The sequence below is a fragment of the Marivita sp. genome, assembly GCF_022763305.1.
GTDB lineage: Bacteria > Pseudomonadota > Alphaproteobacteria > Rhodobacterales > Rhodobacteraceae > Marivita.
Map to the genome: position 1 here is coordinate 22,065 of NZ_JALEGT010000019.1, position 22,753 is coordinate 44,817.

The 22,753-nt window shown below is 61.9% G+C and carries 26 protein-coding genes; 10 read left to right on the top strand and 16 right to left on the bottom strand.

From position 1 onward, the window contains the following. Positions 1 to 69 precede the first annotated feature (69 nt). The 6 genes from MRY75_RS03455 (at position 70) to MRY75_RS03480 (ending at position 6,711) form a co-directional block, all read left to right on the top strand. Positions 70 to 1,017: an ABC transporter permease gene (locus MRY75_RS03455; RefSeq protein WP_292305751.1), complete on the top strand. Its 948-nt coding sequence runs from the start codon at positions 70 to 72 to the stop codon at positions 1,015 to 1,017. Next, positions 1,014 to 1,829: an ABC transporter permease gene (locus MRY75_RS03460; protein ID WP_292305752.1), complete on the top strand. Its 816-nt coding sequence runs from the start codon at positions 1,014 to 1,016 to the stop codon at positions 1,827 to 1,829. The genes MRY75_RS03455 and MRY75_RS03460 overlap by 4 nt, the downstream gene beginning before the upstream one ends. Then, on the top strand, positions 1,826 to 3,442 hold the full coding sequence (locus tag MRY75_RS03465; protein ID WP_292305753.1) for an ABC transporter ATP-binding protein: 1,617 nt from the start codon (positions 1,826 to 1,828) through the stop codon (positions 3,440 to 3,442). The genes MRY75_RS03460 and MRY75_RS03465 overlap by 4 nt, the downstream gene beginning before the upstream one ends. Beyond that, complete coding sequence (locus MRY75_RS03470) at positions 3,420 to 4,865, top strand: aldehyde dehydrogenase family protein (RefSeq protein ID WP_292305754.1); 1,446 nt, start codon at positions 3,420 to 3,422, stop codon at positions 4,863 to 4,865. The genes MRY75_RS03465 and MRY75_RS03470 overlap by 23 nt, the downstream gene beginning before the upstream one ends. Positions 4,866 to 4,877: 12 nt before the next feature. Then, positions 4,878 to 5,618 carry an SDR family oxidoreductase gene (locus tag MRY75_RS03475; protein ID WP_292305755.1) on the top strand — a complete coding sequence of 247 codons (741 nt, stop codon included), beginning with the start codon at positions 4,878 to 4,880 and terminating at the stop codon, positions 5,616 to 5,618. Positions 5,619 to 5,703: 85 nt separating this feature from the next. After that, positions 5,704 to 6,711, top strand: coding sequence for a P1 family peptidase (locus MRY75_RS03480; protein WP_292305756.1), 1,008 nt, complete (start codon positions 5,704 to 5,706; stop codon positions 6,709 to 6,711). A gap of 16 nt (positions 6,712 to 6,727) precedes the next feature. On the opposite strand, the gene MRY75_RS03485 is transcribed toward MRY75_RS03480, so the two are convergent. From MRY75_RS03485 to ribA, 4 genes are read right to left on the bottom strand one after another with little or no spacing between them, the layout of a single operon-like run. Continuing rightward, the gene (locus tag MRY75_RS03485) at positions 6,728 to 7,519 is read right to left on the bottom strand and encodes an SseB family protein (RefSeq protein WP_292305757.1); all 792 of its coding nucleotides are present in this window, start codon (positions 7,517 to 7,519) and stop codon (positions 6,728 to 6,730) included. After that, complete coding sequence (locus MRY75_RS03490; protein ID WP_292305758.1) at positions 7,516 to 8,097, bottom strand: uracil-DNA glycosylase family protein; 582 nt, start codon at positions 8,095 to 8,097, stop codon at positions 7,516 to 7,518. The genes MRY75_RS03485 and MRY75_RS03490 overlap by 4 nt, the downstream gene beginning before the upstream one ends. A 25-nt stretch (positions 8,098 to 8,122) precedes the next feature. Beyond that, the gene (locus MRY75_RS03495; protein WP_292305759.1) at positions 8,123 to 8,629 is read right to left on the bottom strand and encodes a L,D-transpeptidase family protein; all 507 of its coding nucleotides are present in this window, start codon (positions 8,627 to 8,629) and stop codon (positions 8,123 to 8,125) included. Then, a complete protein-coding gene (gene ribA / locus MRY75_RS03500; RefSeq protein WP_292305760.1) occupies positions 8,626 to 9,714 on the bottom strand; it encodes a GTP cyclohydrolase II in 1,089 nt (362 codons plus the stop codon). The genes MRY75_RS03495 and ribA overlap by 4 nt, the downstream gene beginning before the upstream one ends. 159 nt (positions 9,715 to 9,873) lie before the next feature. Between ribA and MRY75_RS03505 the strand changes: the two genes are divergently transcribed. After that, the gene (locus tag MRY75_RS03505; RefSeq protein WP_292305761.1) at positions 9,874 to 10,560 is read left to right on the top strand and encodes a response regulator transcription factor; all 687 of its coding nucleotides are present in this window, start codon (positions 9,874 to 9,876) and stop codon (positions 10,558 to 10,560) included. Between the two features lie 143 nt (positions 10,561 to 10,703). Here the strand turns inward: MRY75_RS03505 and MRY75_RS03510 are convergent, their stop codons facing one another. Both MRY75_RS03510 and pnp read right to left on the bottom strand, forming a co-directional pair. Then, positions 10,704 to 11,210 (bottom strand): CIA30 family protein, encoded by a 507-nt coding sequence (locus MRY75_RS03510; RefSeq protein WP_292305762.1) that lies wholly within the window; start codon positions 11,208 to 11,210, stop codon positions 10,704 to 10,706. A 103-nt stretch (positions 11,211 to 11,313) separates the two neighbouring features. Further along, entirely contained in the window at positions 11,314 to 13,455 is a 2,142-nt protein-coding gene (gene pnp, locus MRY75_RS03515; RefSeq protein ID WP_292305763.1) for a polyribonucleotide nucleotidyltransferase, read from the bottom strand. Between the two features lie 207 nt (positions 13,456 to 13,662). On the opposite strand from pnp, the gene MRY75_RS03520 reads away from it, so the two are divergent. Further along, positions 13,663 to 13,890 (top strand): N-(5'-phosphoribosyl)anthranilate isomerase, encoded by a 228-nt coding sequence (locus MRY75_RS03520; protein WP_292305764.1) that lies wholly within the window; start codon positions 13,663 to 13,665, stop codon positions 13,888 to 13,890. Positions 13,891 to 14,164: 274 nt separating this feature from the next. On the opposite strand, the gene rpsO is transcribed toward MRY75_RS03520, so the two are convergent. The 8 genes from rpsO to MRY75_RS03560 all read right to left on the bottom strand — a co-directional run bounded on the left by rpsO (position 14,165) and on the right by MRY75_RS03560 (position 19,792). Further along, on the bottom strand, positions 14,165 to 14,434 hold the full coding sequence (gene rpsO / locus MRY75_RS03525) for a 30S ribosomal protein S15 (RefSeq protein ID WP_292305765.1): 270 nt from the start codon (positions 14,432 to 14,434) through the stop codon (positions 14,165 to 14,167). 576 nt (positions 14,435 to 15,010) lie between these two features. Beyond that, the gene (locus MRY75_RS03530; protein WP_292305766.1) at positions 15,011 to 15,499 is read right to left on the bottom strand and encodes a DUF1643 domain-containing protein; all 489 of its coding nucleotides are present in this window, start codon (positions 15,497 to 15,499) and stop codon (positions 15,011 to 15,013) included. Between the two features lie 62 nt (positions 15,500 to 15,561). Continuing rightward, positions 15,562 to 16,470 carry a tRNA pseudouridine(55) synthase TruB gene (gene truB, locus MRY75_RS03535; protein WP_292305767.1) on the bottom strand — a complete coding sequence of 303 codons (909 nt, stop codon included), beginning with the start codon at positions 16,468 to 16,470 and terminating at the stop codon, positions 15,562 to 15,564. A gap of 73 nt (positions 16,471 to 16,543) precedes the next feature. Further along, the gene (locus MRY75_RS03540; RefSeq protein WP_292305768.1) at positions 16,544 to 16,726 is read right to left on the bottom strand and encodes a Trm112 family protein; all 183 of its coding nucleotides are present in this window, start codon (positions 16,724 to 16,726) and stop codon (positions 16,544 to 16,546) included. Continuing rightward, positions 16,723 to 17,367 (bottom strand): LON peptidase substrate-binding domain-containing protein, encoded by a 645-nt coding sequence (locus MRY75_RS03545; RefSeq protein ID WP_292305769.1) that lies wholly within the window; start codon positions 17,365 to 17,367, stop codon positions 16,723 to 16,725. Before MRY75_RS03545 ends, MRY75_RS03540 begins: the two co-directional genes overlap by 4 nt. A 27-nt stretch (positions 17,368 to 17,394) precedes the next feature. After that, a complete protein-coding gene (locus MRY75_RS03550; protein WP_292305770.1) occupies positions 17,395 to 18,318 on the bottom strand; it encodes a co-chaperone YbbN in 924 nt (307 codons plus the stop codon). Positions 18,319 to 18,389: 71 nt separating this feature from the next. Next, positions 18,390 to 19,193, bottom strand: a complete 804-nt coding sequence (locus tag MRY75_RS03555) for an alpha/beta hydrolase (RefSeq protein WP_292305771.1) — start codon at positions 19,191 to 19,193, stop codon at positions 18,390 to 18,392. Then, positions 19,193 to 19,792, bottom strand: a complete 600-nt coding sequence (locus tag MRY75_RS03560) for a 2-hydroxychromene-2-carboxylate isomerase (RefSeq protein ID WP_292305772.1) — start codon at positions 19,790 to 19,792, stop codon at positions 19,193 to 19,195. Before MRY75_RS03560 ends, MRY75_RS03555 begins: the two co-directional genes overlap by 1 nt. Positions 19,793 to 19,897: 105 nt before the next feature. Between MRY75_RS03560 and MRY75_RS03565 the strand changes: the two genes are divergently transcribed. Next, positions 19,898 to 20,908 carry a ribose-phosphate pyrophosphokinase gene (locus MRY75_RS03565; RefSeq protein ID WP_292305773.1) on the top strand — a complete coding sequence of 337 codons (1,011 nt, stop codon included), beginning with the start codon at positions 19,898 to 19,900 and terminating at the stop codon, positions 20,906 to 20,908. Between the two features lie 265 nt (positions 20,909 to 21,173). Then, on the top strand, positions 21,174 to 21,797 hold the full coding sequence (locus MRY75_RS03570) for a TetR/AcrR family transcriptional regulator (protein WP_292305774.1): 624 nt from the start codon (positions 21,174 to 21,176) through the stop codon (positions 21,795 to 21,797). Between the two features lie 22 nt (positions 21,798 to 21,819). Here the strand turns inward: MRY75_RS03570 and MRY75_RS03575 are convergent, their stop codons facing one another. After that, positions 21,820 to 22,170, bottom strand: coding sequence for an H-type lectin domain-containing protein (locus tag MRY75_RS03575; protein WP_292305775.1), 351 nt, complete (start codon positions 22,168 to 22,170; stop codon positions 21,820 to 21,822). Positions 22,171 to 22,276: 106 nt separating this feature from the next. Continuing rightward, positions 22,277 to 22,711 (bottom strand): F0F1 ATP synthase subunit epsilon, encoded by a 435-nt coding sequence (locus MRY75_RS03580; RefSeq protein ID WP_292305776.1) that lies wholly within the window; start codon positions 22,709 to 22,711, stop codon positions 22,277 to 22,279. Positions 22,712 to 22,753: the final 42 nt, after the last annotated feature.

The window sequence follows — 22,753 nt, forward strand, 5'->3', positions numbered from 1 at the left end:
GCAGAAAGGCAGGGGATTGCACCGTTTTCCACGTTCCCTTGCCCAAACGCTTCGCCTAACCTGCCCGCAATGCTGGGCTATATCGTCAAACGACTGGTTTCCCTTGCCATCAGCCTGATCGTGGCCTCGGTGGTCATCTTCGTCGTTGTCGAGGTGGCCCCGGGCGACCCCGCCAGCTTCATGCTGGGGATCAACGCACAGCCCGACACAGTCGCGGCCCTGCGCGCAGAGCTTGGATTGGATCAGTCGAAACTGGACCGCTACCTGAGCTGGGTGGGCGGAATGCTGACCGGCGATTTCGGCACCTCCTACACCTACCGCACGCCGGTTGCGCAGATGATCGCGGACCGGATGTGGGTGTCCTTGCCGCTTGCGCTCTATGCGTTGACCCTCTCCACCCTGATCGCGTTTCCGGCAGGCATCTTTGCGGCCGCGCGCCGGGGCGGTCCGGGCGATCTGGCGGTAACAGGCGCAACCCAGTTGGGTGTGGCGATCCCGAACTTCTGGTTCGCGATGATGCTCGTGCTGATCTTTGCAATCCAGTTGCGCTGGTTCAGCGCCGGGGGCTTTCCCGGTTGGGACAAGGGTTTTTGGGGAGGGATGAAGGCGCTGACCCTGCCCGCCATTGCCCTTGCCCTGCCACAGGCCGCGATCCTGACGCGGGTGATGCGGTCCTCGCTGCTGGACATTCTGGGCGAGGATTTCATGCGTACCGCCCGCGCCAAGGGCCTTTCCGCGCGCCAAGCGCTTTGGCGGCACGGGCTGCGCAATGCGCTGATCCCGGTGCTGACCATCATCGGCCTGCAATTCGCCTTCCTGATGGCGGGCGCGATCATCATTGAACAGGTGTTCTTTCTGCCCGGACTTGGGCGGCTGATCTTTCAGGCCATCACGCAGCGCGATCTGATCGTGGTGGAGTCGGTGGTGATGCTTCTGGTCTTTGCCGTCATCATGGTGAACTTCCTTGTCGATCTGGCCTACGCCGCGGTCGATCCCCGATTGAGGACACGGACATGAGCCGCAACCTGATCCTTGGCGGGCTGTTGACCGGGGTCTTCGTGATTGCGGCGCTTCTGTCCTTCGTCTGGACGCCGGACAGCGTCGAGGCGATGAACATCGCGAACCGCCTCAAACCGCCCAGCGCCGACAACCTGCTGGGCACCGATCATTTCGGACGGGACATTCTGTCGATGCTGATGGTCGGCGCGCGCACCTCCATCGCGGTAGCGCTGGTCGCGGTGGGCATCGGTATGGGAATCGGGGTGCCCCTGGGTCTGGCCGCCGCTGCCCGGCGCGGCGGGATGCTGGACGAGGTCATCATGCGGATGAATGACCTGATCTTCGCCTTCCCGTCACTGGTCATCGCCATCCTGATCACCGCAGTTTTCGGCCCTTCGGCCACCAATGCGATCATCGCCATCGGTATCTTCAACATCCCTGTTTTCGCCCGCATCACACGTGGTGCCGCGCTTAGCCTGTGGAAGCGCGAATTCATCATGGCCGCGCAGGTGGCCGGCAAGACGCGCACCCGCATCAGCGCTGAACACATCCTGCCGAACGTGGCGAACCTGCTGATCGTTCAGGGCACCATCCAGTTTAGTCTTGGCATATTGGCCGAAGCGGGCCTCAGCTATGTCGGCCTTGGTGCGCAACCGCCAATCCCAAGCTGGGGGCGGATGCTGGCGGATGCGCAGACCATGGTGTCGCTGGCCCCCCATGTGGCACTGATCCCCGGACTGACCATCGTGGCGATGGTGCTGGGGCTCAACCTGCTGGGCGACGGACTGCGCGATGCGCTGGACCCCCGCCTCAAGGTGGTCCGCGCATGAGCCTGCTCAACATCGAGACCCTGTCGCTTGCGATCCACGGCACGCCGATCCTCAAGCGGATTTCGCTGGAGATTGCCGAGGGAGAGATCACTGCGCTCACCGGCGAAAGCGGCTCCGGCAAGTCCATGACCGCCTTCGCCACGATGGGCCTGCTGCCGAAAGGGGCGACGACCAGTGGCGCTGTCACCTTTGATGGAACGAACCTGCTGACATTGGCAGAGCCGAAGATGTGCGACCTGCGCGGGCGTGAGATCGGCATGGTGTTTCAGGAACCGATGACGGCGCTGAACCCGGTGCAGACCATCGGCGCGCAAGTGATGGAGACGATCCTCATCCATAAAGCGATGCCGCCCGAGAAGGCGGAAGAGCGCGCCCGCGACGTCCTTGCCCGCGTAGGCCTGCCGCCTGACCGTTTCCCTCTGTCCCGCTACCCGCATGAACTCAGCGGCGGCCAGCGCCAGCGCGTCGTCATCGCCATGGCCATCGCCCTGCGCCCGCGCCTGCTGATCGCGGACGAGCCGACGACGGCGCTCGACGTCACCACACAGGCGCAAATCCTCGACCTGCTCAAACGGCTGGTCAAAGAGGACGGCATGGCTTTGATGATGATCACCCATGATCTGGCTGTGGTGAGCGACATGGCCGACACGCTGAACGTCATGCGCGACGGCGAAATCTTGGAATCCGGGCCAACCGCGCAGATCCTGCGCGAGATGCGCCACCCCTACACACGCGCCCTTTTCGAAGCCTCCCGCCATCAGGCCGATCTTGGGACAGCCAAGGCAAACGCGCCGCTCCTTTCAGTCCAGAACGTCAACCGCGACTATCCCCTCCCGCGAACATCCCTCGTCGGAACACGGCCACTGTTCCGCGCCGTGAAAAACGTCAGCTTCGAGATCAAACGCAGTGAACGCGTGGGTCTTGTCGGCGAGTCCGGCTGTGGCAAATCCACCCTGACACGGGCCATCCTCGGGCTGGAGCCCACGCAAGGCGGACAGATCACACTCGACGGCGATCCGGTCTGGCAGGACGGCCATCCGAACCTCCAAGTGCGGCGCAAGATGCAGGTGGTGTTTCAGGACCCCTATGGCAGCTTCAATCCCCGCCACCGGGTTGCTCGCCTGATCACCGAACCCTTTCACCTTCTGCCCGATCCGCCAAAAGGCGCCGCGCGTGACACGGCGATTGCCGAGGCACTCACCGCCGTGGGCCTCAAACCCGAAGATGCCGACCGCCACATCCACGCCTTCTCTGGCGGCCAGCGCCAGCGCATCGCCATTGCCCGCGCGCTGATCATCAAGCCCGACCTCATCGTCTTCGATGAAGCAGTGTCCGCCCTCGACGTGCGGGTGCGGGCGCAGATCCTCGACCTGATGGCCGATCTCAGCCGCGCCTATGGCCTGACCTATCTCTTCATCAGCCACGACCTGAGCGTCGTGCGCTCCATCACCGACCGCGTGATGGTCATGCGCGCGGGCGAGATCGTCGAGGATCGACCCACCGCAGACATCTTCGCAGCCCCTGATCACCCCTATACGCGCGAATTGATGGACGCCGCCCCACACCTGCCCGATTTTCCGGAGGCCCAAGATGCTCCCCAGCCTGCCCTTTGATCCCAGTCACGTCCTGATCGGCGGCTCATGGCGCGCGACCGAAAAGACAGTCCCGCTGATCAACCCGTCCGATGGCAACACGCTTTGCGAGATCGCTCGTAGCAATGACGCCGCTGTCGATGACGCCGTCAAAGCTGCTCAACACGCCCTTGATAGCACGTGGGGTCGCATGAGCGCCCTGGAGCGGGGGCGATGCCTGACGCGACTGGGCCAGCTTGTGTTGGACCACACCGAGCTATTGACCACGCTGGAAACCCTCGATGTCGGCAAACCCGTCACGCAGGCCCGCGCGGATGCCATCGCGCTGGCCCGGTATTGCGAATTCTACGGTGGCGCGGCCGACAAGGTGCATGGGGAAACCATCCCCTATCTCGACGGCTACACCGTCTACACCCTGCGCGAACCGCATGGCGTGACGGGGCACATCGTGCCGTGGAACTACCCGATGCAGATCATCGGCCGCTCTGTCGGGGCCGCCCTTGCCATGGGCAATGCCTGCGTTCTGAAACCCGCCGAAGATGCCTGCCTCACCGCGCTGATGTTCGCACATCTCGCGAAAGAGGCCGGCTTTCCCGATGGCGCGCTGAACGTGATCCCCGGCCTGGGCGCTGAGGCGGGTGCCGCGCTGGCCCGCCATCCCGGTGTGCACCATCTGAGCTTCACCGGATCGGTCCAGACCGGTCGCATTATCCAGACGCTCGCCGCCGAGAACGTCGTGCCCGTCACGCTGGAACTTGGGGGCAAATCCCCCCAGATCGTGTTCGAGGATGCCGATCTCGATGCGGCCTTGCCATTTCTGGTCAACGCAGGCCTCCAAAACGCAGGTCAGACTTGCTCCGCCGCCTCGCGCATCCTGATCCAGCGCGGCGTCTACGACGCGGTCGCGGCCCGCATGGCCGAGGCGTATCGCGCCAAACGCATCGGTCCGGCGAATAGCGATCCGGACATTGGCCCGCTGATTTCGACCAAGCAGAAGATGCGCCTTGAGACCCTGCTCGGGGCAGCGCAGGATCTGCCCTGCATCGCCGAAACCCCAATGCCAGCCGACCTGCCGCGCGAGGGGGCCTATGTCCAACCCCGGCTCTACGGCCCGGTGCCATCGGATCACCCACTGGCACAGGACGAGCTTTTTGGCCCCGTGCAGGTGCTGATCCCCTTTGACACCGAAGATGAGGCGATCAAGATCGCCAACGGCACGATCTACGGCCTCGTCGCCGGGGTCTGGACAGACAGTGGCGCCCGCCAGATGCGGCTGGCCAAGGCGCTGAAAACCGGGCAGGTTTTCCTCAACAATTACGGCGCGGGTGGTGGGGTCGAACTCCCCTTTGGCGGCATCGGCAAATCCGGCCATGGCCGCGAAAAGGGGTTCGAGGCGCTCTATGGCTTCTCGACGCTCAAGACCGTCGCCGCGAAACACGGGTAAGGGAGGACCACCATGAGGCTCAAGGACAAGACGGCCATCGTCACCGGAGGCGCTTCGGGCTTTGGCGCAGGCATCGCGCGCAAATTCGCAGTCGAGGGTGCCACGGTGATGGTCGTCGACCTGAACACCGACGCCGCCGAAACCATCGCGCAGGAAATCGGCGGCCGCGCCCACATTGCCGATGTGTCGAACGGCGATCAGGTGGCCGACATGGTCGAAACCGCGATCACCACGATGGGCCATGTGGACATTATGGTGAACAATGCCGGTGTGACCCACTTGCCCGGCCCGATGGAGGACATCACCGAAGAAGATTTCGACCGTGTTTTTGCCGTGAACTGCAAATCCGTCTACCTCAGCGCGCGCAGCCTTGTGCCGCATTTCAAATATCGCGGATCGGGCACCATCCTCAACATCGCCTCCACCGCCGGTGTCTCGCCGCGCCCGCGTCTGAACTGGTACAACGCCTCCAAGGGCTGGATGATCACCGCCACGCGCACCATGGCGGTCGAACTCGCCCCCGACGGCATCCGCGTGAACGCCCTCAACCCGGTGGCGGGGGAAACACCGCTGCTCAAAAGCTTCATGGGCGAGGACACGCCCGAAATTCGCGCCAAGTTCCTGGCGACCATCCCGCTCGGACGCTTCTCGCAACCCGAAGACCTGGGCAACGCCGCAGCCTTCCTCTGCTCGGACGAGGCCAGCATGATCACCGGCGTCTGCATGGAAGTGGACGGAGGCCGCTGCATATGACCTGTGCTTCTCTGGTTCACAAATACTTCGGGGAGTGTGAGGGGCTGGCCCCTCACTCCGACGCAGCCACAAGAGGAGCGCCGAGATGACGCCCGGCCCGCGCAATCTGATCACCGACGTCGCAGGTCTGGCTGTTGGCAACGCACAGGATGATGCGCTGAAATCCGGCACCACGGTGCTGCTGTCCCAAGACGGCCCGATGACCACCAGCTATTCGGTCATGGGCGGTGCTCCGGGCACGCGGGACACAGATCTTCTGGAACCGGACAAGACGGTGCCCGGCGTCGATGCCATTGTCCTGTCGGGCGGGTCCGCATTTGGCCTTGCCGCAGCACAGGGTGTGATGGACGCACTGGCGCGGCAGGGGCGCGGGTTCCAGGTACATTCGGCCCGCGTGCCCATCGTGCCGGCGGCGATCGTCTTCGACCTTCTCAACAACGGGCAGAAGGATTGGACGGACAACCCCTACCCAACCTTGGGACAACAAGCGCTCGCGAACGCTTCGCAGGACTTTGTGCTTGGCACCACCGGTGCGGGAACCGGGGCGACGGATGCGCAGCACAAGGGCGGGCTGGGATCGGCCTCGCTGGTTCTGCCGGATGGCACCACCATTGGCGCGCTTGTCGTGGTCAATGCGCTTGGCAGTGCGACCACCCCGTCCGGACGGCATTTCTGGGCCGCCCCGTTCGAGATCGGCGACGAATTCGGCGGGCTGGGCCCAGATCCGGCCAGCAATCTCCAACCCCTGCGCCCCAGCCGCAAGGCTGCGGCAATGGCGCAGCATGGCAACACGACCATCGGAATCGTCGCCACCGATGCCACGCTCGACAAGGCGGCGTGCAAGCGGCTGGCGACGGCGGCGCATGATGGCTATGCCCGGGCACTGGTGCCTGCGCACACACCTTACGATGGCGATCTGATCTTTGCCTCCAGCACCGGGCGACGTGGTCCGCCTTCGGACGAGGTCATGCCGATGCTGGGGCATTTCGCGTCGGTCTGCATGGCGCGCGCCATTGCCCGCGCGATCTGGGAGGCGACGCCCAGTGCCAATGACGCCCTTCCGACGGCGCGGCAGGAGATTTTGCAAACCTGACTTTGCAGGTTGGCACTCAGCGCAGGATCGGCGGTTTCTCAGGATCGCTGCCCGGTGCCATCCGCTCGACCCTTACAGGCGCTTCCGGCTCCGGCAGATCGAACCGCAGGCCCACCCGAGCAAGCTGTGCCGTGACGAGATCGCTGTCGCGCAGGAACACCACGTCAAGTGCTGCGGCCTCCAGACCCGAGAAGATCAGCGCCTCCTGAATGGCCCGCGCCAACGCACCTTCGGCTCCCGGCACCGCACCAGTGAACCCGATCAGGTGACCGCGAACGCCATTCTCATACAGCACTTCCGCCAGATACCCGCGCCGGGCCAGCCCCGAGGCCGTCCGCAGCTTGGCGTCGATGGCTTCGAGCAACCCATCCGGCAACGCTCCCGGCGCGCGCAGTTCTTCCGGGCGCGCTTCGGCTTCTGACGGGCCTTGGGACACGGTTTCGGCCAGCCAATCCACCGCCTCGGAGGGCAACAGGATCGACGAAGGCGCCACCTCGGGGTTCAGCGCAATGCCGATCCCCTGCCCCGCCAGCATTCCGACAATCGACCGCCCCGACAAAGCGGCATAGGGCACAACGCGGCCAGCAAAAGCGCCCAGCCGCTCCTCGGTGTCGAACACAAGGACAAACCGCGCATCGCCCAGATCGAAAAGCTCCGGCTCGGCCTGATCGCCCTCGGCCTCGCGGGCGAGCATCAGAAACAGCTCTGCCTCGGCCAGACGGTCATAGAAGCGCAGGCGCAGAGCGTCGGCGTCGGGGTTTGCCTCCATCGAGGCATGCGCGTGATCGAGCGGGGTCTGCAATGTCATGCCATCACCTCCTGCACCCGGGTCCGCAGGGCGGGCAGCACCTCGGCCTCAAACCACGGGTTTTTCCTGATCCATGCCGTATTGCGCCAGCTTGGATGCGGCAAGGGCAGAACCGATGGCCAATGGTCGCGCCAGGTGCGCACCACTTCGGTCACACCGGCCTTTGTCCGCAGGTGATACTTGTGGGCATACCCCCCGACCACCAGCTTCAGCGGCACATTTCCGACGTGATCCAGAACTTCCGCATGCCAGGTCTGGCGGCAGATCGCGGGGGGCGGCAGGTCTGACCCAGCCGCATCATAGCCGGGAAAGCAAAAGCCCATCGGGACAATGGCAACGCGGCTCTGGTCGTAGAACGCCGCGCGGTCCAGCCCCAGCCAGTCGCGCAGGCGGTCGCCCGAGGGATCGTCAAACGGGGTCCGGCTGTTATGCGCGCGCAGTCCAGGTGCCTGAGAACAGATCAAAAGGCGCGCCCCGGGGCGGAACCAGACCACGGGTTTCGGGCGGTGCCGGGTGGCGGTGACGGCAAAGCGGTCGGCACAGAGGGTGCAGTCGGACAGGCGGTTCTGAAGGGTCATGACCCGGAATGTAAGGCGCTTTGGCTCAAACCAAAGTCTTTGGCACGATCAGACGGGTTTCGTAGCGGATCAGCCCGGCGATCCGGTGCAGGTGATCGGGGCGAAACGCGACACAGCCTTCAGTGGGATAGCCGGGCCTGCGCCAGCGGTGCAGAAAGATCGCCGATCCCCGCCCCTTTTCGGCATGCGGCCAGTTCCAATCGGTGAGAAGCACCAGATCATAAAGCCTATCCCCCCGTCGCAGCCTTTCGTGGCTGTACGGATAGGGAGCGCGGACCATGAGGTTGTAATCCTCATGAGTCGGGTCGTCGGACCAGAGATCGCCGGGGCGGATGGGCACCGCCCAATCGGCCGGACGCGCCATGCGGTCGGGACGGTAGAGTAGGCCCACGATGCGATGCACCCCCACAGGCGTGCCACCGTCGCCTTCGCGCTTGTCGGCGCGGATGCCGCCTTTGCCGATGGTGCAGGGCCACATCCGACCCATGAAGCGCAGACCCTGCCGGGTCAGAACCATGTCCAGAGGCGTCACAACAGGTGTCCCGACTTGCGCGCCTTCGTGGCGAGATAGTTGGTGTTGTGCGGGTTTTCTCCGACCTTGAGCGGTACCCGTTCGGCCACGGTGATGCCGTGCTTTTCCATCATCGCGATCTTGGCCGGGTTGTTGGTCATCAGGCGCACCGCATCGAAGCCCAGCTTGCGCAGCAGTTCTGCGCCGATCCGGAAATCCCGTTCGTCATCCTCGAATCCCAGACGGTGATTGGCCTCGACCGTGTCGAACCCCTGATCCTGAAGCGCATAAGCCCGCATCTTGTTGGCAAGGCCAATACCCCGCCCTTCCTGGTTCAGGTAGAGCAGAACGCCCTCACCAGCAGCCCCCATCGCATTCAGCGCCCCATTGAGCTGCGGGCCGCAATCGCATTTCAGGCTGCCCAGCAGGTCGCCGGTGAAACAGGCGGAATGCAGACGCGCCAGAACGGGTTGAGCGCGATCCGGGCGACCGATCTCGATCGCGTAATGCTCTTCCGAGCCGTCCTCGGGACGGAAGACATGGAGCCGGGCGTTGGACGCGGCACGCAACGGGACCCGTGCCGACACAACACTGTCGAAGACAGCGGAAGCGCCCAGACGAGGTGCGGCAGACACCGGATCGAGCAGGGTCAGCGCATGCTCCGCCGCGAAGGTTCTGGCGTTCGCCAAGGGGGTTACGATCACCGCAGGCAAGAGGCGCGCCGATTTCGCGAGCGTGATGGCCAGACGATGCAGCGCTGCGTCCCCGTCGCGACGCGTGACAAGCGGCCCCTTCATCGGATGGGACAGGTCGTCAGCGGGATCGGCCACAGCCTGCACCCAACGCAAGGTCGCATCGGACGGCAAAATCACGCGCGCAACGTCACCGTCATACGCCCGCGCCTTCAGGGTTTCGGCACGACGACCTGTCAGGACAAGATCAACATCTGCGCCCAATGCCATCACATCGGCAAGGCGATCCGGGCCCAGCGACTCGACCGCGAGCACAAGAAGACCGTGTGATTGCCCCAGAACGATCGGCACGCCCATGCGCAGATCCGCCCGCGCCCGGGCCAGGAGATCGGTGATGTCGGGCGCAAGGGTCATGTAACAGAAGCGGTCCTGCGGCGGCCCTTTGCAACAAAGAGCCCCGATTTGTGAAACATTTGCCCCCTGGATACACGAGGCCGTGAAACACTTGCAGCAATTCTTGCTGACACGCAACGTCTCGCCCATGTGTCTGGAAAGCGACGGAGAGGCAACACGATGGCACAGCTCAAGAATATCCTTCTGGTTGATGACGATGACGATCTGCGCGAAGCGCTGGCCGAGCAGCTTGTCATGACCGAAGACTTCGAAGTCTTCGAGGCCGATTGCGGAACCGCCGCCATGGCCCGGGTCAAGGAACAGCTATATGACCTGATCATTCTGGATGTCGGTCTGCCCGACACCGATGGCCGCGAATTGTGCCGGCTGATGCGCAAGCAGGGTGTGAAGGCACCGGTTCTGATGCTGACCGGGCATGATTCGGATGCCGACACCATTCTGGGCCTTGATGCGGGTGCGAACGACTACGTCACCAAGCCGTTCAAGTTCCCGGTGCTTCTGGCCCGCATCCGTGCGCAACTGCGGCAGCACGAACAATCCGAAGACGCGGTCTTCACGCTTGGGCCGTACACGTTCAAGCCGTCGATGAAACTCTTGATGACGGAAGACGACAAGAAGATCCGGCTGACGGAAAAAGAGACCAATATCCTCAAATTCCTGTATCGCTCCACTGACGGTGTGGTTGCACGCGATACGCTGCTGCACGAGGTTTGGGGTTATAACGCGGGTGTGACGACCCACACGCTCGAGACCCATATCTATCGTCTGCGCCAGAAAATCGAACCTGATCCGTCAAACGCGCGGCTCCTCGTGACAGAGTCCGGAGGATACCGTTTGGTATCTTAAGACCTAAGTCCATTTTGATTCAGATCAAAGAAGCATGGCATGCACATCTTTAAGTGAATCGTAACGGTTCCCGTCGCATATGCGGGTCATCATATGCACCTCCCTGTTGGACCTGGCCCCGGATCTTTTCCGGGGTCTTTTTTTCAGTACAGGCGGATTTCGCGAACCGAGACATCGGCTTCGTAGTCGTCCCCATAGGCGACAATGGCGATGCTGTTCACCTCGGACGGGCGAACCATCGCGGGCATGCCCATATGGGACGGGGCGAACATGTCGAATGGAATATCAATATCCTGCCAGCTTTCGGTCGTGTCAAAAGCTGCCCGGAAGGAATGCCAGACCCGCGCAAGGCCCGGCGTTTTCAGAAAGACATAGTAGCGCGCGCCGTTGCCACGAACGCTCAGCCGCAAACCGGATGCGTCCTTGGACCATGGCTCGGAGAACCGACGCCGCATCTGGATGAAGCCACCGTTGTTCCTCGTGCTGACCATGCCATGCAGACGCAAACCTGCGTCGAACCGTTCAAGCGATCCCGACGAAACGCCCCCCATGACACCATCGGCCACAAAATCCCAGCGCGCCGCCGCGTCGCCGGAAAAATCGTCAAAAACCGTGTCCGTCAGCGATTGACCCACAAACATGATAGACATGACATTTCCCCCAAGACCCCTGCACCGGACATAGCCCGCCTTGCACATAAAAAAAGCGCCTCGCAAGAGGCGCTTTTCTTTCAATGACTTGAGCGACGAGATGTCACTCCGCATCTTCCGTCTTTTTCTCAGGTGCCAGCTCTTCGCCGGTTTCCTGATCGACCATCTTCATGGCAAGGCGCACCTTGCCACGGTCGTCGAAGCCCAAGAGCTTGACGTAGACTTCCTGGCCTTCCTTGAGCACATCCGACGGATGGTTCAGGCGACGGTTTTCGATCTGGGACACGTGCACCAGCCCGTCGCGCTTGCCGAAGAAGTTCACGAAGGCACCGAAATCGACGATCTTCACGACCTTGCCCTTGTAGATGTGGCCTTCTTCCGGCTCTGCCACGATCGAATAGATCATGTCATAGGCTTTCTGGATGGCTTCTCCGTTCGGGCTGGCGATCTTGATGACACCGTCGTCGTTGATGTCGACCTTGGCGCCGGAAACCTCAACGATTTCGCGGATGACCTTGCCGCCCGAACCGATCACTTCACGGATCTTGTCGGTCGGGATCTGCATGGTTTCGATGCGCGGTGCGTGGATCGAGAATTCCGCAGCACCGGTCAGTGCCTTGGCCATCTCGCCCAGGATGTGCAACCGGCCTTCTTTCGCCTGCGCGAGGGCCTTTTTCATGATCTCGGGCGTGATGCCCGCAACCTTGATGTCCATCTGAAGCGACGTGATGCCGTTCTCTGTGCCGGCCACTTTGAAGTCCATGTCGCCGAGGTGATCTTCGTCACCCAGGATGTCGGTCAGAACCGCGTAGGAGCCGTCCTCTTCGAGGATCAGGCCCATGGCCACGCCAGCCACAGCCGACTTGAGCGGCACACCTGCGTCCATCATCGACAGGGAGCCACCGCAGACCGATGCCATCGAGGACGAGCCGTTCGATTCCGTGATCTCGGACACGACGCGGATGGTGTAGGGAAAATCGGTAGCGGCCGGCAGAACCGCCTGCAACGCGCGCCATGCCAGTTTGCCGTGACCGATTTCGCGGCGACCCGGAGAACCCACGCGACCCACTTCACCGACCGAGTACGGCGGGAAGTTGTAGTGCAGCAGGAAGTTCGAACGGAAGTTTCCATGCAACGCATCAATGATCTGTTCGTCGTCACCGGTGCCGAGCGTGGTCACGACCAAGCCCTGTGTTTCACCGCGGGTGAAGAGAGCAGAGCCGTGGGTGCGCGGCAGCAGACCGGTTTCACAGACGATGTCGCGGACTTCGTCCAGAGCCCGGCCATCGATCCGCTTGCCCGTCTTGACGACATCGCCGCGCAGGACAGACGCTTCGAGCTTTTTCAGAGCCGAACCGAGGTTCGGGTCTTCGAGCTGTTCCTCGTTCAGCGTTTCGAGGATCGCGGCTTTGGCTTCGGCGACAGCGGTCGTGCGCTGCTGCTTGTCGGTGATCGCGTAAGCGGCGCGGATCTTGTCTTCGCCCGCGGATTTCACAGCGTTGTAGAGCTCCGAGTAATCCGGCGGCTGGAAGTCGAACGGCTCCTTGGCGGCCTCTTCGGCCAGCGAGATGATCAGGTCGATCACCGGCTGGATTTGCTCGTGCGCGAAAGTCACGGCACCCAGCATCTCGTCCTCGGTCAGCTCGTAAGCTTCCGATTCCACCATCATCACGGCGTCTTTTGTGCCTGCGACAACAAGGTCAAGCCGCTGCTCGGGATTGTTGCGCAGCTGGTCCATATCCTCGACCTCGGGGTTGAGGATGTATTCGCCGTCGACATACCCCACGCGGCAGCCCGCAATCGGACCCATGAACGGTGCTCCGGAAATGGTCAACGCGGCGGAGGCCGCGATCATCGCAACGATGTCCGGATCGTTGACGAGGTCGTGCGAAAGCACGGTGCACATGACCAGCACTTCGTTCTTGAAGCCCGGCACGAAGAGCGGGCGGATCGGACGGTCGATCAGGCGCGCGGTCAGCGTTTCCTTTTCGGTCGGGCGCGCCTCGCGCTTGAAGAAGCCACCCGGCACCTTGCCGGCGGCATAGTATTTTTCCTGGTAGTGAACGGTCAGCGGAAAGAAATCCTGACCCGGCTTCGGCTGTTTGGCGAAGGTCACGTTGGCCATGACCGAGGTTTCGCCCAGAGTGGCGATCACGGTGCCATCAGCCTGGCGGGCAATCTTGCCCGTTTCCAGTGTGAGCGTTTCCTCGCCCCACTGCATGCTTTTCGTCGAAATGTTGAACATCATCGTATCCTGTATGGGAGCGCTCCCGGCCCTCCGGGTCTCCCGTTTTCATGGCGGCCCCATTGCCGCCGACCCTTTCATCATGCCATGCGCCAGGGTCGAAGCGTCACGTCTCAGATGCGGGGGCCATACAGGATTATGCGGTGTTTGGAAAGGAGGTTGATCCGCCTTTACCGGACCTTAACCCTGGGCGCGCCACGATGGCGCATGGAGAGCGTTGAACGTGACATTCCCGATCACTGGATCGAACAGGTTTTTGCGGCAAAAGCCGTGACCAAGGGCGGTATCGTGCGACGCGCCGTACCGTGGGTGGAACGCGAGATCGGACGCGAACGGTTTCTCGCGGAGATCGAGCAGCGCGGGTTCCACCTTCTTGAATGCGCCGGACAGTTCATTGTCATCTGTTCGGATGCGCCGGTTCACCGATTGCTCTGATTTGCGGACACGCCGTTATCTTCAAGTCCAAACAGCCGACGACTGAGGGGGTGACGCCCGTCACCCAGAGAGGTCATTCCCGTATGTCGAGCTCGTATGTCGAGTTTTTCACGGGCCCGAATTTTCTGCGAAAATTCGGGCCCACAAACTAATTTACGGTTAATGTCCTAATCGCCAGACCACAGATCTTTGACGGTGCGACAAAAAAGGGCCGCGCATCCTTCTGCGCGGCCCTTGGTCGACATATCCCAAGGCGGGAAATCGTCTGATCGTATCAGCGGCGGATACCAAGGCGCTGGATCAGGTTCTGATAGCGCGCTTCATCCTTGGCCTTTGTGTAGTCCAGAAGCTTACGGCGCTGTGCCACCAGTTTGAGCAACCCACGACGCGAGTGGTTGTCTTTCTTGTGGGTCTTGAAATGCTCGGTCAGCGTGGCAATACGGCTCGTCAGGATGGCGACCTGGACTTCGGGCGAACCGGTGTCGCCGTCCTTGGTTGCGAATTCCTTGATCAGGCGGTTCTTTTCTTCAACAGTGATCGACATCGGGGTCTCCTTTCGAAGGTTTGTGTGGATGGCACAAGCCGGGATGTCGTCCAGCAGGGCCCGTGGAGAATCTCCGCACCGCGTGCGGATGCGGGCGTATAGGCGAAAAAGTCCGTCTTGGAAAGACTATTGCGACGGGTCGCACATCTGCCCTATCGCGCCCTCAGGATCCGCGTCGGCATTTGAAGCACAACTTTGCCGTCAAGCAGCACATCGATCCAGTCGGGTGCCCCGGGACTCAACCGCAGCGCCATGTCCGGGCTGGCTGTTTTCACCCGTTCGAGGACGCAGGCGCGCGCCGCATCCAGCGTAAACACCCGAACCGGACGTGATCGGATCGGATGCTCGTGAATGCGTCCGAAAGGTTGGAAAAGGCCCAGGTTCCGCACCGGAACGCTACCCCCTTGCACCACAGTGATCCGGGCTGAAGGCCTGGACCGCACGAAGACCGAAACGACGGCAGCCAGTCTGCGAAAGTGCGACATCATCTGGATCAACCCTGTTCAAATGGCTTGCCCAGACTACCTGAAAAACCGTGAAGAAAGGTTTGAAACCAATTGGGTGACGATCCAGCTGTCAGTGCGGCGTGTAACGGCCTGCCATCGGCCAAGGCATCGGCGCTGTGTCGAAAGCCACGTAGAGCGGATGTCGCGGATGGCCGTCTTTGGTGAGTCCCAAGTGATGCATCGGTGCCGAAAGACGCCGGGCCACCGTCTTGCCCCGATCCTGATGCGCACCGTGTACGCCCCACGCTGCCACTGTCATTCCGGAGGAGCGCGCCCAATGGTCGAGCACCGCATCCGTCCGATCGCCGATCGGCGCGTCAGCTCTCTTGAGGTCCGTGGGGCGCGTCGCGCGAAAGGAAAAGAGGTTGGCGACGACCACACCGCCAAAGCCCATCGCCCTTGCCCGGCTTTCACACCGGGCGACGGTCGGGTCATTGCGGTGTTCATCCGCCGTTGACGGGTTCAACATGATGAAAAAAAGCGCGGGTCGATCCGAATCCCATTGCCGGGACAAACCAAAGCGGTACTGATCGCATTCCGAATACCAGACCCGCGACATGCTCCCCTCGGCCTCGTGCGAGCGGTACCTCAGGCCGGTTTGGAGGTCTGGGGGCAAGTCGGTCATGCCAAGACAAAAACCCGCGAAGGATGCACCTCGCCTGACTTGTAGCGCCCCACCGCGACAGGCACACCGTCGCAGGACACCCAACACTCCTCGCCGTATTCGACACCAGAGGCGATCACCAAGGCGGGGTTGCCGTTGCGCAGTTTCGCCGCTGACTCCGGCGAACAGGTCAGCTCCTGAAGGTCCGCGAGACCAATCTCCAACGGCTTGAGATGGCTGTCCAATTCGGGACTGCGCGCCATTGCGTCGATCGCTTCGAGGCTTAACCCTTCCTCGGCCTCAAAGGGCCCAGACCAGACACGACGCAGCTGCAGGACATGACCGTAACACCCCAAAGCCTCACCAAGATCGCGGGCAATTGAACGGACATATCCGCCCTTTCCACAGACCAGCATCAGGACGGCATGATCTGCATCTGGCCGATCCAGCAGGGTCAGTTCGTCGACGTAAAGCGGGCGTGCTGCGAGATCCATGTCTTCGCCGTCCCGGGCGCGTTTGTAGGCCCGTTCACCGTCGATCTTCACTGCGGAAAACTGCGGTGGAACCTGTTCGATCTCTCCGACAAACCGATGCAGTGCTTCCTTCAACTCGTCATCGGAGGGCCGCAGATCAGAGGTTGCGATCACGTCGCCTTCGGCGTCATCCGTACGGGTGGCCTGTCCGAACCGTACGGTGAACTCGTACGCCTTCAGGGCGTCGGTGATATAAGGCACGGTCTTGGTCGCCTCGCCAAGCGCCACCGCCAGCACGCCTGTCGCTTCGGGGTCGAGCGTGCCGGCATGTCCGGCCTTCCGCGCATCAAGCGCCCATCGCACCTTGTTTACCACGGCGGTCGAGGTGAGGCCGGCAGGTTTGTCCACCACCAGCCATCCGGAAATATCGCGCCCCTTGCGTTTGCGTGCCATTCTGTCTCTCGCGTCCTTGAAAGACCGGCGAGGTAGCTCAGGGCAGGATGGCTGTCAATTCAACAGGATCATGTCAGTCGATCTCGCGCGCCTCATCGGCGAGCATGATCGGGATCCCGTCCCGGATCGGATAGGCCAGATGCGCGGTGTGGCTGATCAACTCTTGGCGCGTGGCGTCATATTCAAGCCGGCCCTGCGTTTGCGGGCAGACCAGCGCTTCCAGCATCTTGCGGTCGAATGCGGGAGTGTCTGTCATTGCAGGATGTCCTCGGATTGTCCGCCGCGCAGGGCGTATTCGATCAATGTCACCAGAGTCTCACGGCGGGTGGACAACGAGGGCGCTTCGAGAAGGGCCTGTTTCTCTTCCGGTTCGAAATCCAGCAGCATCGACAGCGAATTGATCAGCAGCTCGTTATCCGCTTCTTTCAGCGTTGCCCAATCCGCCGACAGATCCCGCGCCGAGAAGTAGCGGTCCAAAAGGCCCAGAAACGCATCACGGTCGAACCCGCGGTCCTGCTCGGGCCCGCCCTGATCCCGATCGAACCCGTCCCAATTGACCTCGAACTTCCGATAGGGCGTAAAGCCTTCCAACTCGTCGCCAAGCCGGAACCGCGATATGCCTGACAGGGTGATCATGTAGCGCCCGTCCTCGGTCTCGGAGAACTGCGTCACGCGACCCGCGCAGCCGATGCGGTGCAGCGCCCCCTTGTCGCCATTCGGGCGTGCGTTGGGCTGGACCATACCGATCAAACGGGTGGGCGTTTTCAGTGCATCTTCAAGCATCTGCAGATAGCGCGGCTCGAACAGGTGCAATGGCAACCTCGCGCGGGGCAGCAGCAGCGCCCCGGGCAACGGAAACACGGGAATGGACCCCGGAAGTTCAGTGACTCTTGTCATGCGAAAGGACTTAGCCTGACGGACGGCTCAGGCAAATATCATCGAGCTCAATCTGCGACGTCCGTTCAGGGCAACCGGATCATTGGGTTTCAGCGCTTCGAAAATCGTCATGAGCTGCGTTTTCGCGGCGGCGTCGTTCCATTCGCGGTCGCGACGGAACAGCTCCAGCAGGTGATCGACCGCACCCTGCCCGTCACCCTTGGCATACAGCGCCTGCGCAAGATCGAAGCGGGCTTGATGATTGTCCGGATCCGCCTCCACTGCCGCAAGCAATTCCGCGACGGGCCCCGAGTTGCTCGCCTGCTTTGCGAGTTCCAGCTTGGCATGCGCCGCTTCCAGTTCCGGCTTGCCCGAGATCTCGGCCGGCGCGCCGTTCAGGATCGCTTCAGCTTGCTCGAGATCGTTGACTGCGATTGCGCAATGGACAAGACCGGCATAGGCGCGGGCATGCATCGGGTCTTCCTCGAGCACTGCCGCGAAAGTCTGCATCGCATCTGCGGCGGCACCGGCTTCGAGCATTTCTTCCGCAGCGTCCACCGCCGCATCCAGACCACCGCTGGCATCGCCGCCCGCTGCCTTGACGACACGTTCGACAAAGGCCTTGATCTCCGATCCCGGCAAGGCGCCCTGGAACATGTCGATCGGGCGTCCCTTGACGAAGGCGACAACGGTTGGGATCGACTGGATCGGCAGACCCTGTTGCGCCAGCGCCTGAACCAAGCCCTGCGCCTCGTCCACATTGACCTTGGCCATTTTGACCGCACCACGCACGCCAAGCACTTCGGCTTCGAGCATCGGGCCCAATGTCTTGCACGGACCACACCACGGCGCCCAGAAATCGACGATAACTGGAGTCTCCATGCTGCCATCGATTACTTCGGCCATGAAGGCGTCCTGTGACACATCCTTGATCAGGTCAGCCTGTGCCGGGCTTTGTCCAAGTTCGATCATCTGTGTCTCCTGTCGCCGTTACCGTCCAGACACGGCGTAGATGGCGCACCGGACCCCGTCTTGCAAGGGGGTCAGCCGCTTATGATCTCGGCGATGATGCGGGCCACTTGGTCAGGATGCGTGATTGGCACCATATGTCCGGCACCATCCACGATCACATCGACCGCGTTCGGGATGCGACGTTCCAGTGTTCTGTGGATCGCTTCGATCACGGGCTCCGTCTTCGAGCCCCGGATCAGTCGGGTCTGACAGGTGATCCTCTCAAGGCGGCCAGGTTCCAAAAGCGATTTGTCATCCTCGAACAGACACGGTTCGGTCTCGGCGATGAACGGCATCTTGGTGCAGAACGCGGTTTGCTCTTTCTCGCTGAGCGCATCCCAAGGCCGGCCATCGCCCCACACGGTGAAAAATGCGGCCGCCGCCGAGACCCAGTCAGTCTCCACCAATGCGGCGCCAAAGGCACGAGATGTCTCATGGTAGGCCTGAAACACGTCCGGATCGCTTTCCCGCGCGGCGGCGAAGAACACGGGTTCGATCAGGGTCAGGCTGCGCACGGCCTCGGGCGTTTCCATCGCCAACCTCAACGCGACGGTCGCGCCGAAGCTGTGCCCTATGACATGCCCGCCTGCTCCCAGACATTCCCGTGCGATGGCCGTGACCTGATCGTGCAGGTCGGACCGGTGATCCCACGCGGCGCTGCGCCCATGGCTTGGCATGTCCGGCGCGATCATGGACAGATCGTCAGACAAGCGCGCAGCCAGAGGCGTCCAGGCCCCGGAATGGGCCAAGGCGCAATGGAGCAAGACAGCCGGTTGCGGCCCGGTCCCGAACGACCGGGTGAACACCGGAAAGCCGGCTTTGACCTCGTCAAGCATCAGATCTTTCCGGACAGATGCAGGTCCAGATCCTCGATCCGGTCCTGTCCCCAGAACCGCTGATCGGTGTCGGTGATATAGAAGGGCGCTCCGAACACGCCGCGCGACGCTGCCTCTTCGAGATTGGCGGCATAGGTTTCAGCACCGCTGAGCAATCCGCTGTCGGCCAGGGCCGGATCAAACCCCGCGTCAGACAGCGTGGCGCGCACCACGTCGTCCTGAGCGATATCCTTGTCTTCGGCCCAGACGGCCCGCAGGAAGCCATGCACCAACTTGCCCAGATCGCCACCCCCGGCATTCTGCGCCGCGATGATGGCATAAGACGACGGCGCGCCATTGGTCGGCCAGAAGGCCGGTTGCAGATTGAGCGCCATTCCCAGCTTCTTCGACTGGCGCGTCAGTTCCTGTGCGCGCAGTTCCTGACGGCTGGGGTGCCGTTCCTTGGGCGGAGTGCCGCCAGTGCGCCCGAACAGGGCAACAACGTCGAGTGGTTTGTAGGTGATGGTCGCGCCATGTTTCGCGGCGACCTCCTCCATCCGCGTGCCCGCAAGATAGGCATATGGCGACAGTGTTGAGAAAAAGTAATCAATGTGGGCCATTTGGTCCTTCCGGGGTTCACCTGCTTTGCGCGACGTTAGGCCCATGCTAAGGCGAGCGCAACGTCACGAATCTGTCATACCTGACCGCCCACGGAGCCTGCCGCCATGCCCAGCATTGATGAACCCAAACTGATTTCCGGCAATGCGAACATGCCATTGGCCAAGGCCATCGCACGCCGCATGACGATGTATCGCGGCATGAGTGTCGGACTGGTGGATGCGCGGGTCGAGCGGTTCAACGATCAGGAGATCTTCGTCGAAGTGTACGAGAACGTGCGCGGCGAGGACATGTTCATCATCCAGCCGACATCGAACCCGGCGAACGACAACCTGATGGAACTGCTGATCATGTCCGATGCCCTGCGTCGGTCATCGGCCGCGCGGATCACCGCCGTGATCCCGTATTTCGGCTATGCCCGCCAGGACCGTCGCTCAAAGGCCCGTACGCCGATCAGTGCCAAGCTGGTCGCGAACATGATCGTCGAGGCGGGGATCGAACGCGTTCTGACGATGGACCTGCACGCAGCGCAGATTCAGGGGTTCTTCGATATCCCGGTGGACAACCTCTACGCCTCGCCGATCTTTGCGCTCGACATCATGGAACAGTTCAAAGACGGAATGTCGGATATCATGATCGTTTCGCCGGACGTGGGCGGTGTGGCCCGCGCGCGGGAGTTGGCCAAGCGGATCAATGCGCCGCTGTCGATCGTGGATAAGCGCCGAGAGAAGCCCGGCGAGGTCGCGGAGATGACCGTCATCGGCGACGTGACCGGCAAGAAGTGCATCATCGTGGACGACATCTGCGATACCGCCGGAACGCTGTGCAAGGCGGCCGAAGTCTTGATGCAGCACGGTGCGACCGAAGTACATTCCTACATCACACACGGTGTTCTTTCCGGTCCCGCCGTGGAGCGGATCACCAAGTCTGTTATGAAGTCTTTGGTCATCACGGATTCAATCCAGGCGACAGACGCGGTTTCCAGCGCCAAGAACATCCGCATCGTTCCGACCGCACCGATGTTCGCGCAGGCAATCCTGAACATCTGGAATGGTACGTCCGTATCGTCCCTCTTCGAGACCGAAACTCTGGGACCGATCTATGAAGGCATCCTCTGACAAGGCATCCCCGACCTGGTTGAATGGTTCGGCGCAGATGCGCCCGTGCAGCATTGGGAGGGCGCGGGAAGTCCTGCTTCCGATCTTGGACAGTTGGGGTTGCCCAAGAACGAAAGCAGGCTCCAGCAAGGCAGATCGGTCAATCATTTCCACTTGCTGATAATGTTATTATCAATGTTTATGACATTGTCAATGTCCGTGGTATCTTTTGACGCCACGACAGGATTGGAATTGACTGGTTTCGCGCAGTTGCTATCCAGATAACGTGACGCAGAACCAAAACGCACCTTACCCTCGCCGGACCGCCAAGGACATTCGTCGCGAAGAAACCCGCGCGCGCCTTCTGGATGCCGCCCGGAGGCTCTTTGCGGAACGCGATTACGATTCCGTATCCGTGACGGAGATCGCGAGCGCGGCCGGTGTCACGCATGGCATGATAAACGTCTATTTCGGCGGCAAGCCGGGTCTGCTGTACGAGATCATTCGGCAAAACAACGCGCTGCAATACGTGGACACGGTTGCAACCGGGGACGCCGCCAAGTCGGCGTTGGCGCAAATGGACGACATGCTGCATGCGTGGCTTGATGGCGATATCGAAGACACCCGTTTGCTTGCGGTGATGCAATCCTATGCCTGGGTGTGGCCCCCGGAGACAGAGAAAGACAACGAAACCGTGCGCGCCGGGTTCAAGGACGCCGTTGCTCTTCTCGTGCAGAAGGGCTGTGACAGTGGCGAGTTTCGGTCATCGCTTGACCCGATGCTGACGGCCAAATCGATCTGGGCGATCTACACCTGGGGAACAAGAGCCGCAGTGTTCCAGGGAGCGACGGCGCGGGAATGCCATCAGGCAATCATGGCGCAGGTTCGTCAACTGGTGATACCGGACTGACAGGTCTTGGCGCGTCTCTGCGCTAAACGACGTCCCATGCGTCGTCGTCGGCCACAGCACCCATGGCGATCCAGGACAACCGGACACGCGCAACCTTGGTGTCGAGCCAGGTGCGGAACACCGCATCAAACCCGCTTTCCGAAATGTTTTCAGCCGCAAGATCGGCCCGCACATTATGCGCGCTGTCCATGTCCCAAAGCGTAAGCGACACATGCACAAGCGGTGGAGTGCTGAACGGTCGATCGAACCCGATCCACTGGCTCCGCATGCGCGACCCCTCTCCGGTCCACATCTCGCCCCCTTCCTCGAAATCGGAAAAGAGATCGACCGCCCCTTGTGCGATCCCGATCCGGGAGCTGTTGATGATTTGCATGTCACCGTCCGTTGAAGTCACGATGTTCTACCGCAACGCGAAGAGGGACAAAACGAAAAAAGCCCCGCATCGCTGCGGGGCTTTTGATCTGGAAACGGCAACCGGATCAGAGCGACGGTTGTTTCGGCGAAAGGCCGATATGCGTGCCGACCGCAACCATGTCGGCCAGCAGCTTGGCCGCGTCATCGACCGGACCGGGTTCGTTCTTGAAGGTTTCCTTGGTCTGCTTGTAGGCCGCATGCGCCTCGTCGACCATCGCCTCGTAGGTGGCCTGATCAACATCCGCTTTCGGCACAGCGCGTTCCGCCAGAACCGACAGGCCTTCGCCAAGCTCGGCAAAACCACCTGTCACGACGAATTCCTCGATGCCCTTGTCGGTCTCGACCTTGAGAACGCCGGGACGCAGCGTCGTGATCAGCGGCGCATGGTTCGGCATCGCCGTCATGTCACCATCGGCACCCGGGATCTGCACAGATTTGACCTGCGCCGACATCAGGCTGCGCTCGGGGCTGACCAGATCGAATTGCATGGTCTCTGCCATGTGGGATCTCCTTTGGGGTGAAGCGCTCGTCTGCCCTTACGG

Excerpts from the sequence above, each read along its gene's own strand:
- rpsO (WP_292305765.1), bottom strand. The coding sequence starts at position 14,434 with ATGTCGATCACTGTTGAAGAAAAGAACCGCCTGATCAAGGAATTCGCA.
- MRY75_RS03475 (WP_292305755.1), top strand. The coding sequence starts at position 4,878 with ATGAGGCTCAAGGACAAGACGGCCATCGTCACCGGAGGCGCTTCGGGC.
- MRY75_RS03485 (WP_292305757.1), bottom strand. The coding sequence starts at position 7,519 with ATGACATTGCAGACCCCGCTCGATCACGCGCATGCCTCGATGGAGGCA.
- MRY75_RS03555 (WP_292305771.1), bottom strand. The coding sequence starts at position 19,193 with ATGCTTGACGAGGTCAAAGCCGGCTTTCCGGTGTTCACCCGGTCGTTC.
- MRY75_RS03510 (WP_292305762.1), bottom strand. The coding sequence starts at position 11,210 with ATGTCTATCATGTTTGTGGGTCAATCGCTGACGGACACGGTTTTTGAC.
- pnp (WP_292305763.1), bottom strand. The coding sequence starts at position 13,455 with ATGTTCAACATTTCGACGAAAAGCATGCAGTGGGGCGAGGAAACGCTC.
- MRY75_RS03540 (WP_292305768.1), bottom strand. The coding sequence starts at position 16,726 with ATGACAGACACTCCCGCATTCGACCGCAAGATGCTGGAAGCGCTGGTC.
- MRY75_RS03470 (WP_292305754.1), top strand. The coding sequence starts at position 3,420 with ATGCTCCCCAGCCTGCCCTTTGATCCCAGTCACGTCCTGATCGGCGGC.
- MRY75_RS03560 (WP_292305772.1), bottom strand. The coding sequence starts at position 19,792 with ATGGCCCACATTGATTACTTTTTCTCAACACTGTCGCCATATGCCTAT.
- MRY75_RS03575 (WP_292305775.1), bottom strand. The coding sequence starts at position 22,170 with ATGCAAATCATCAACAGCTCCCGGATCGGGATCGCACAAGGGGCGGTC.
- truB (WP_292305767.1), bottom strand. The coding sequence starts at position 16,470 with ATGGCACGCAAACGCAAGGGGCGCGATATTTCCGGATGGCTGGTGGTG.
- MRY75_RS03520 (WP_292305764.1), top strand. The coding sequence starts at position 13,663 with ATGGAGAGCGTTGAACGTGACATTCCCGATCACTGGATCGAACAGGTT.
- MRY75_RS03490 (WP_292305758.1), bottom strand. The coding sequence starts at position 8,097 with ATGACCCTTCAGAACCGCCTGTCCGACTGCACCCTCTGTGCCGACCGC.
- MRY75_RS03565 (WP_292305773.1), top strand. The coding sequence starts at position 19,898 with ATGCCCAGCATTGATGAACCCAAACTGATTTCCGGCAATGCGAACATG.
- MRY75_RS03550 (WP_292305770.1), bottom strand. The coding sequence starts at position 18,318 with ATGATCGAACTTGGACAAAGCCCGGCACAGGCTGACCTGATCAAGGAT.
- MRY75_RS03505 (WP_292305761.1), top strand. The coding sequence starts at position 9,874 with ATGGCACAGCTCAAGAATATCCTTCTGGTTGATGACGATGACGATCTG.
- ribA (WP_292305760.1), bottom strand. The coding sequence starts at position 9,714 with ATGACCCTTGCGCCCGACATCACCGATCTCCTGGCCCGGGCGCGGGCG.
- MRY75_RS03465 (WP_292305753.1), top strand. The coding sequence starts at position 1,826 with ATGAGCCTGCTCAACATCGAGACCCTGTCGCTTGCGATCCACGGCACG.
- MRY75_RS03580 (WP_292305776.1), bottom strand. The coding sequence starts at position 22,711 with ATGGCAGAGACCATGCAATTCGATCTGGTCAGCCCCGAGCGCAGCCTG.
- MRY75_RS03480 (WP_292305756.1), top strand. The coding sequence starts at position 5,704 with ATGACGCCCGGCCCGCGCAATCTGATCACCGACGTCGCAGGTCTGGCT.
- MRY75_RS03545 (WP_292305769.1), bottom strand. The coding sequence starts at position 17,367 with ATGACAAGAGTCACTGAACTTCCGGGGTCCATTCCCGTGTTTCCGTTG.
- MRY75_RS03455 (WP_292305751.1), top strand. The coding sequence starts at position 70 with ATGCTGGGCTATATCGTCAAACGACTGGTTTCCCTTGCCATCAGCCTG.
- MRY75_RS03460 (WP_292305752.1), top strand. The coding sequence starts at position 1,014 with ATGAGCCGCAACCTGATCCTTGGCGGGCTGTTGACCGGGGTCTTCGTG.
- MRY75_RS03530 (WP_292305766.1), bottom strand. The coding sequence starts at position 15,499 with ATGTCGCGGGTCTGGTATTCGGAATGCGATCAGTACCGCTTTGGTTTG.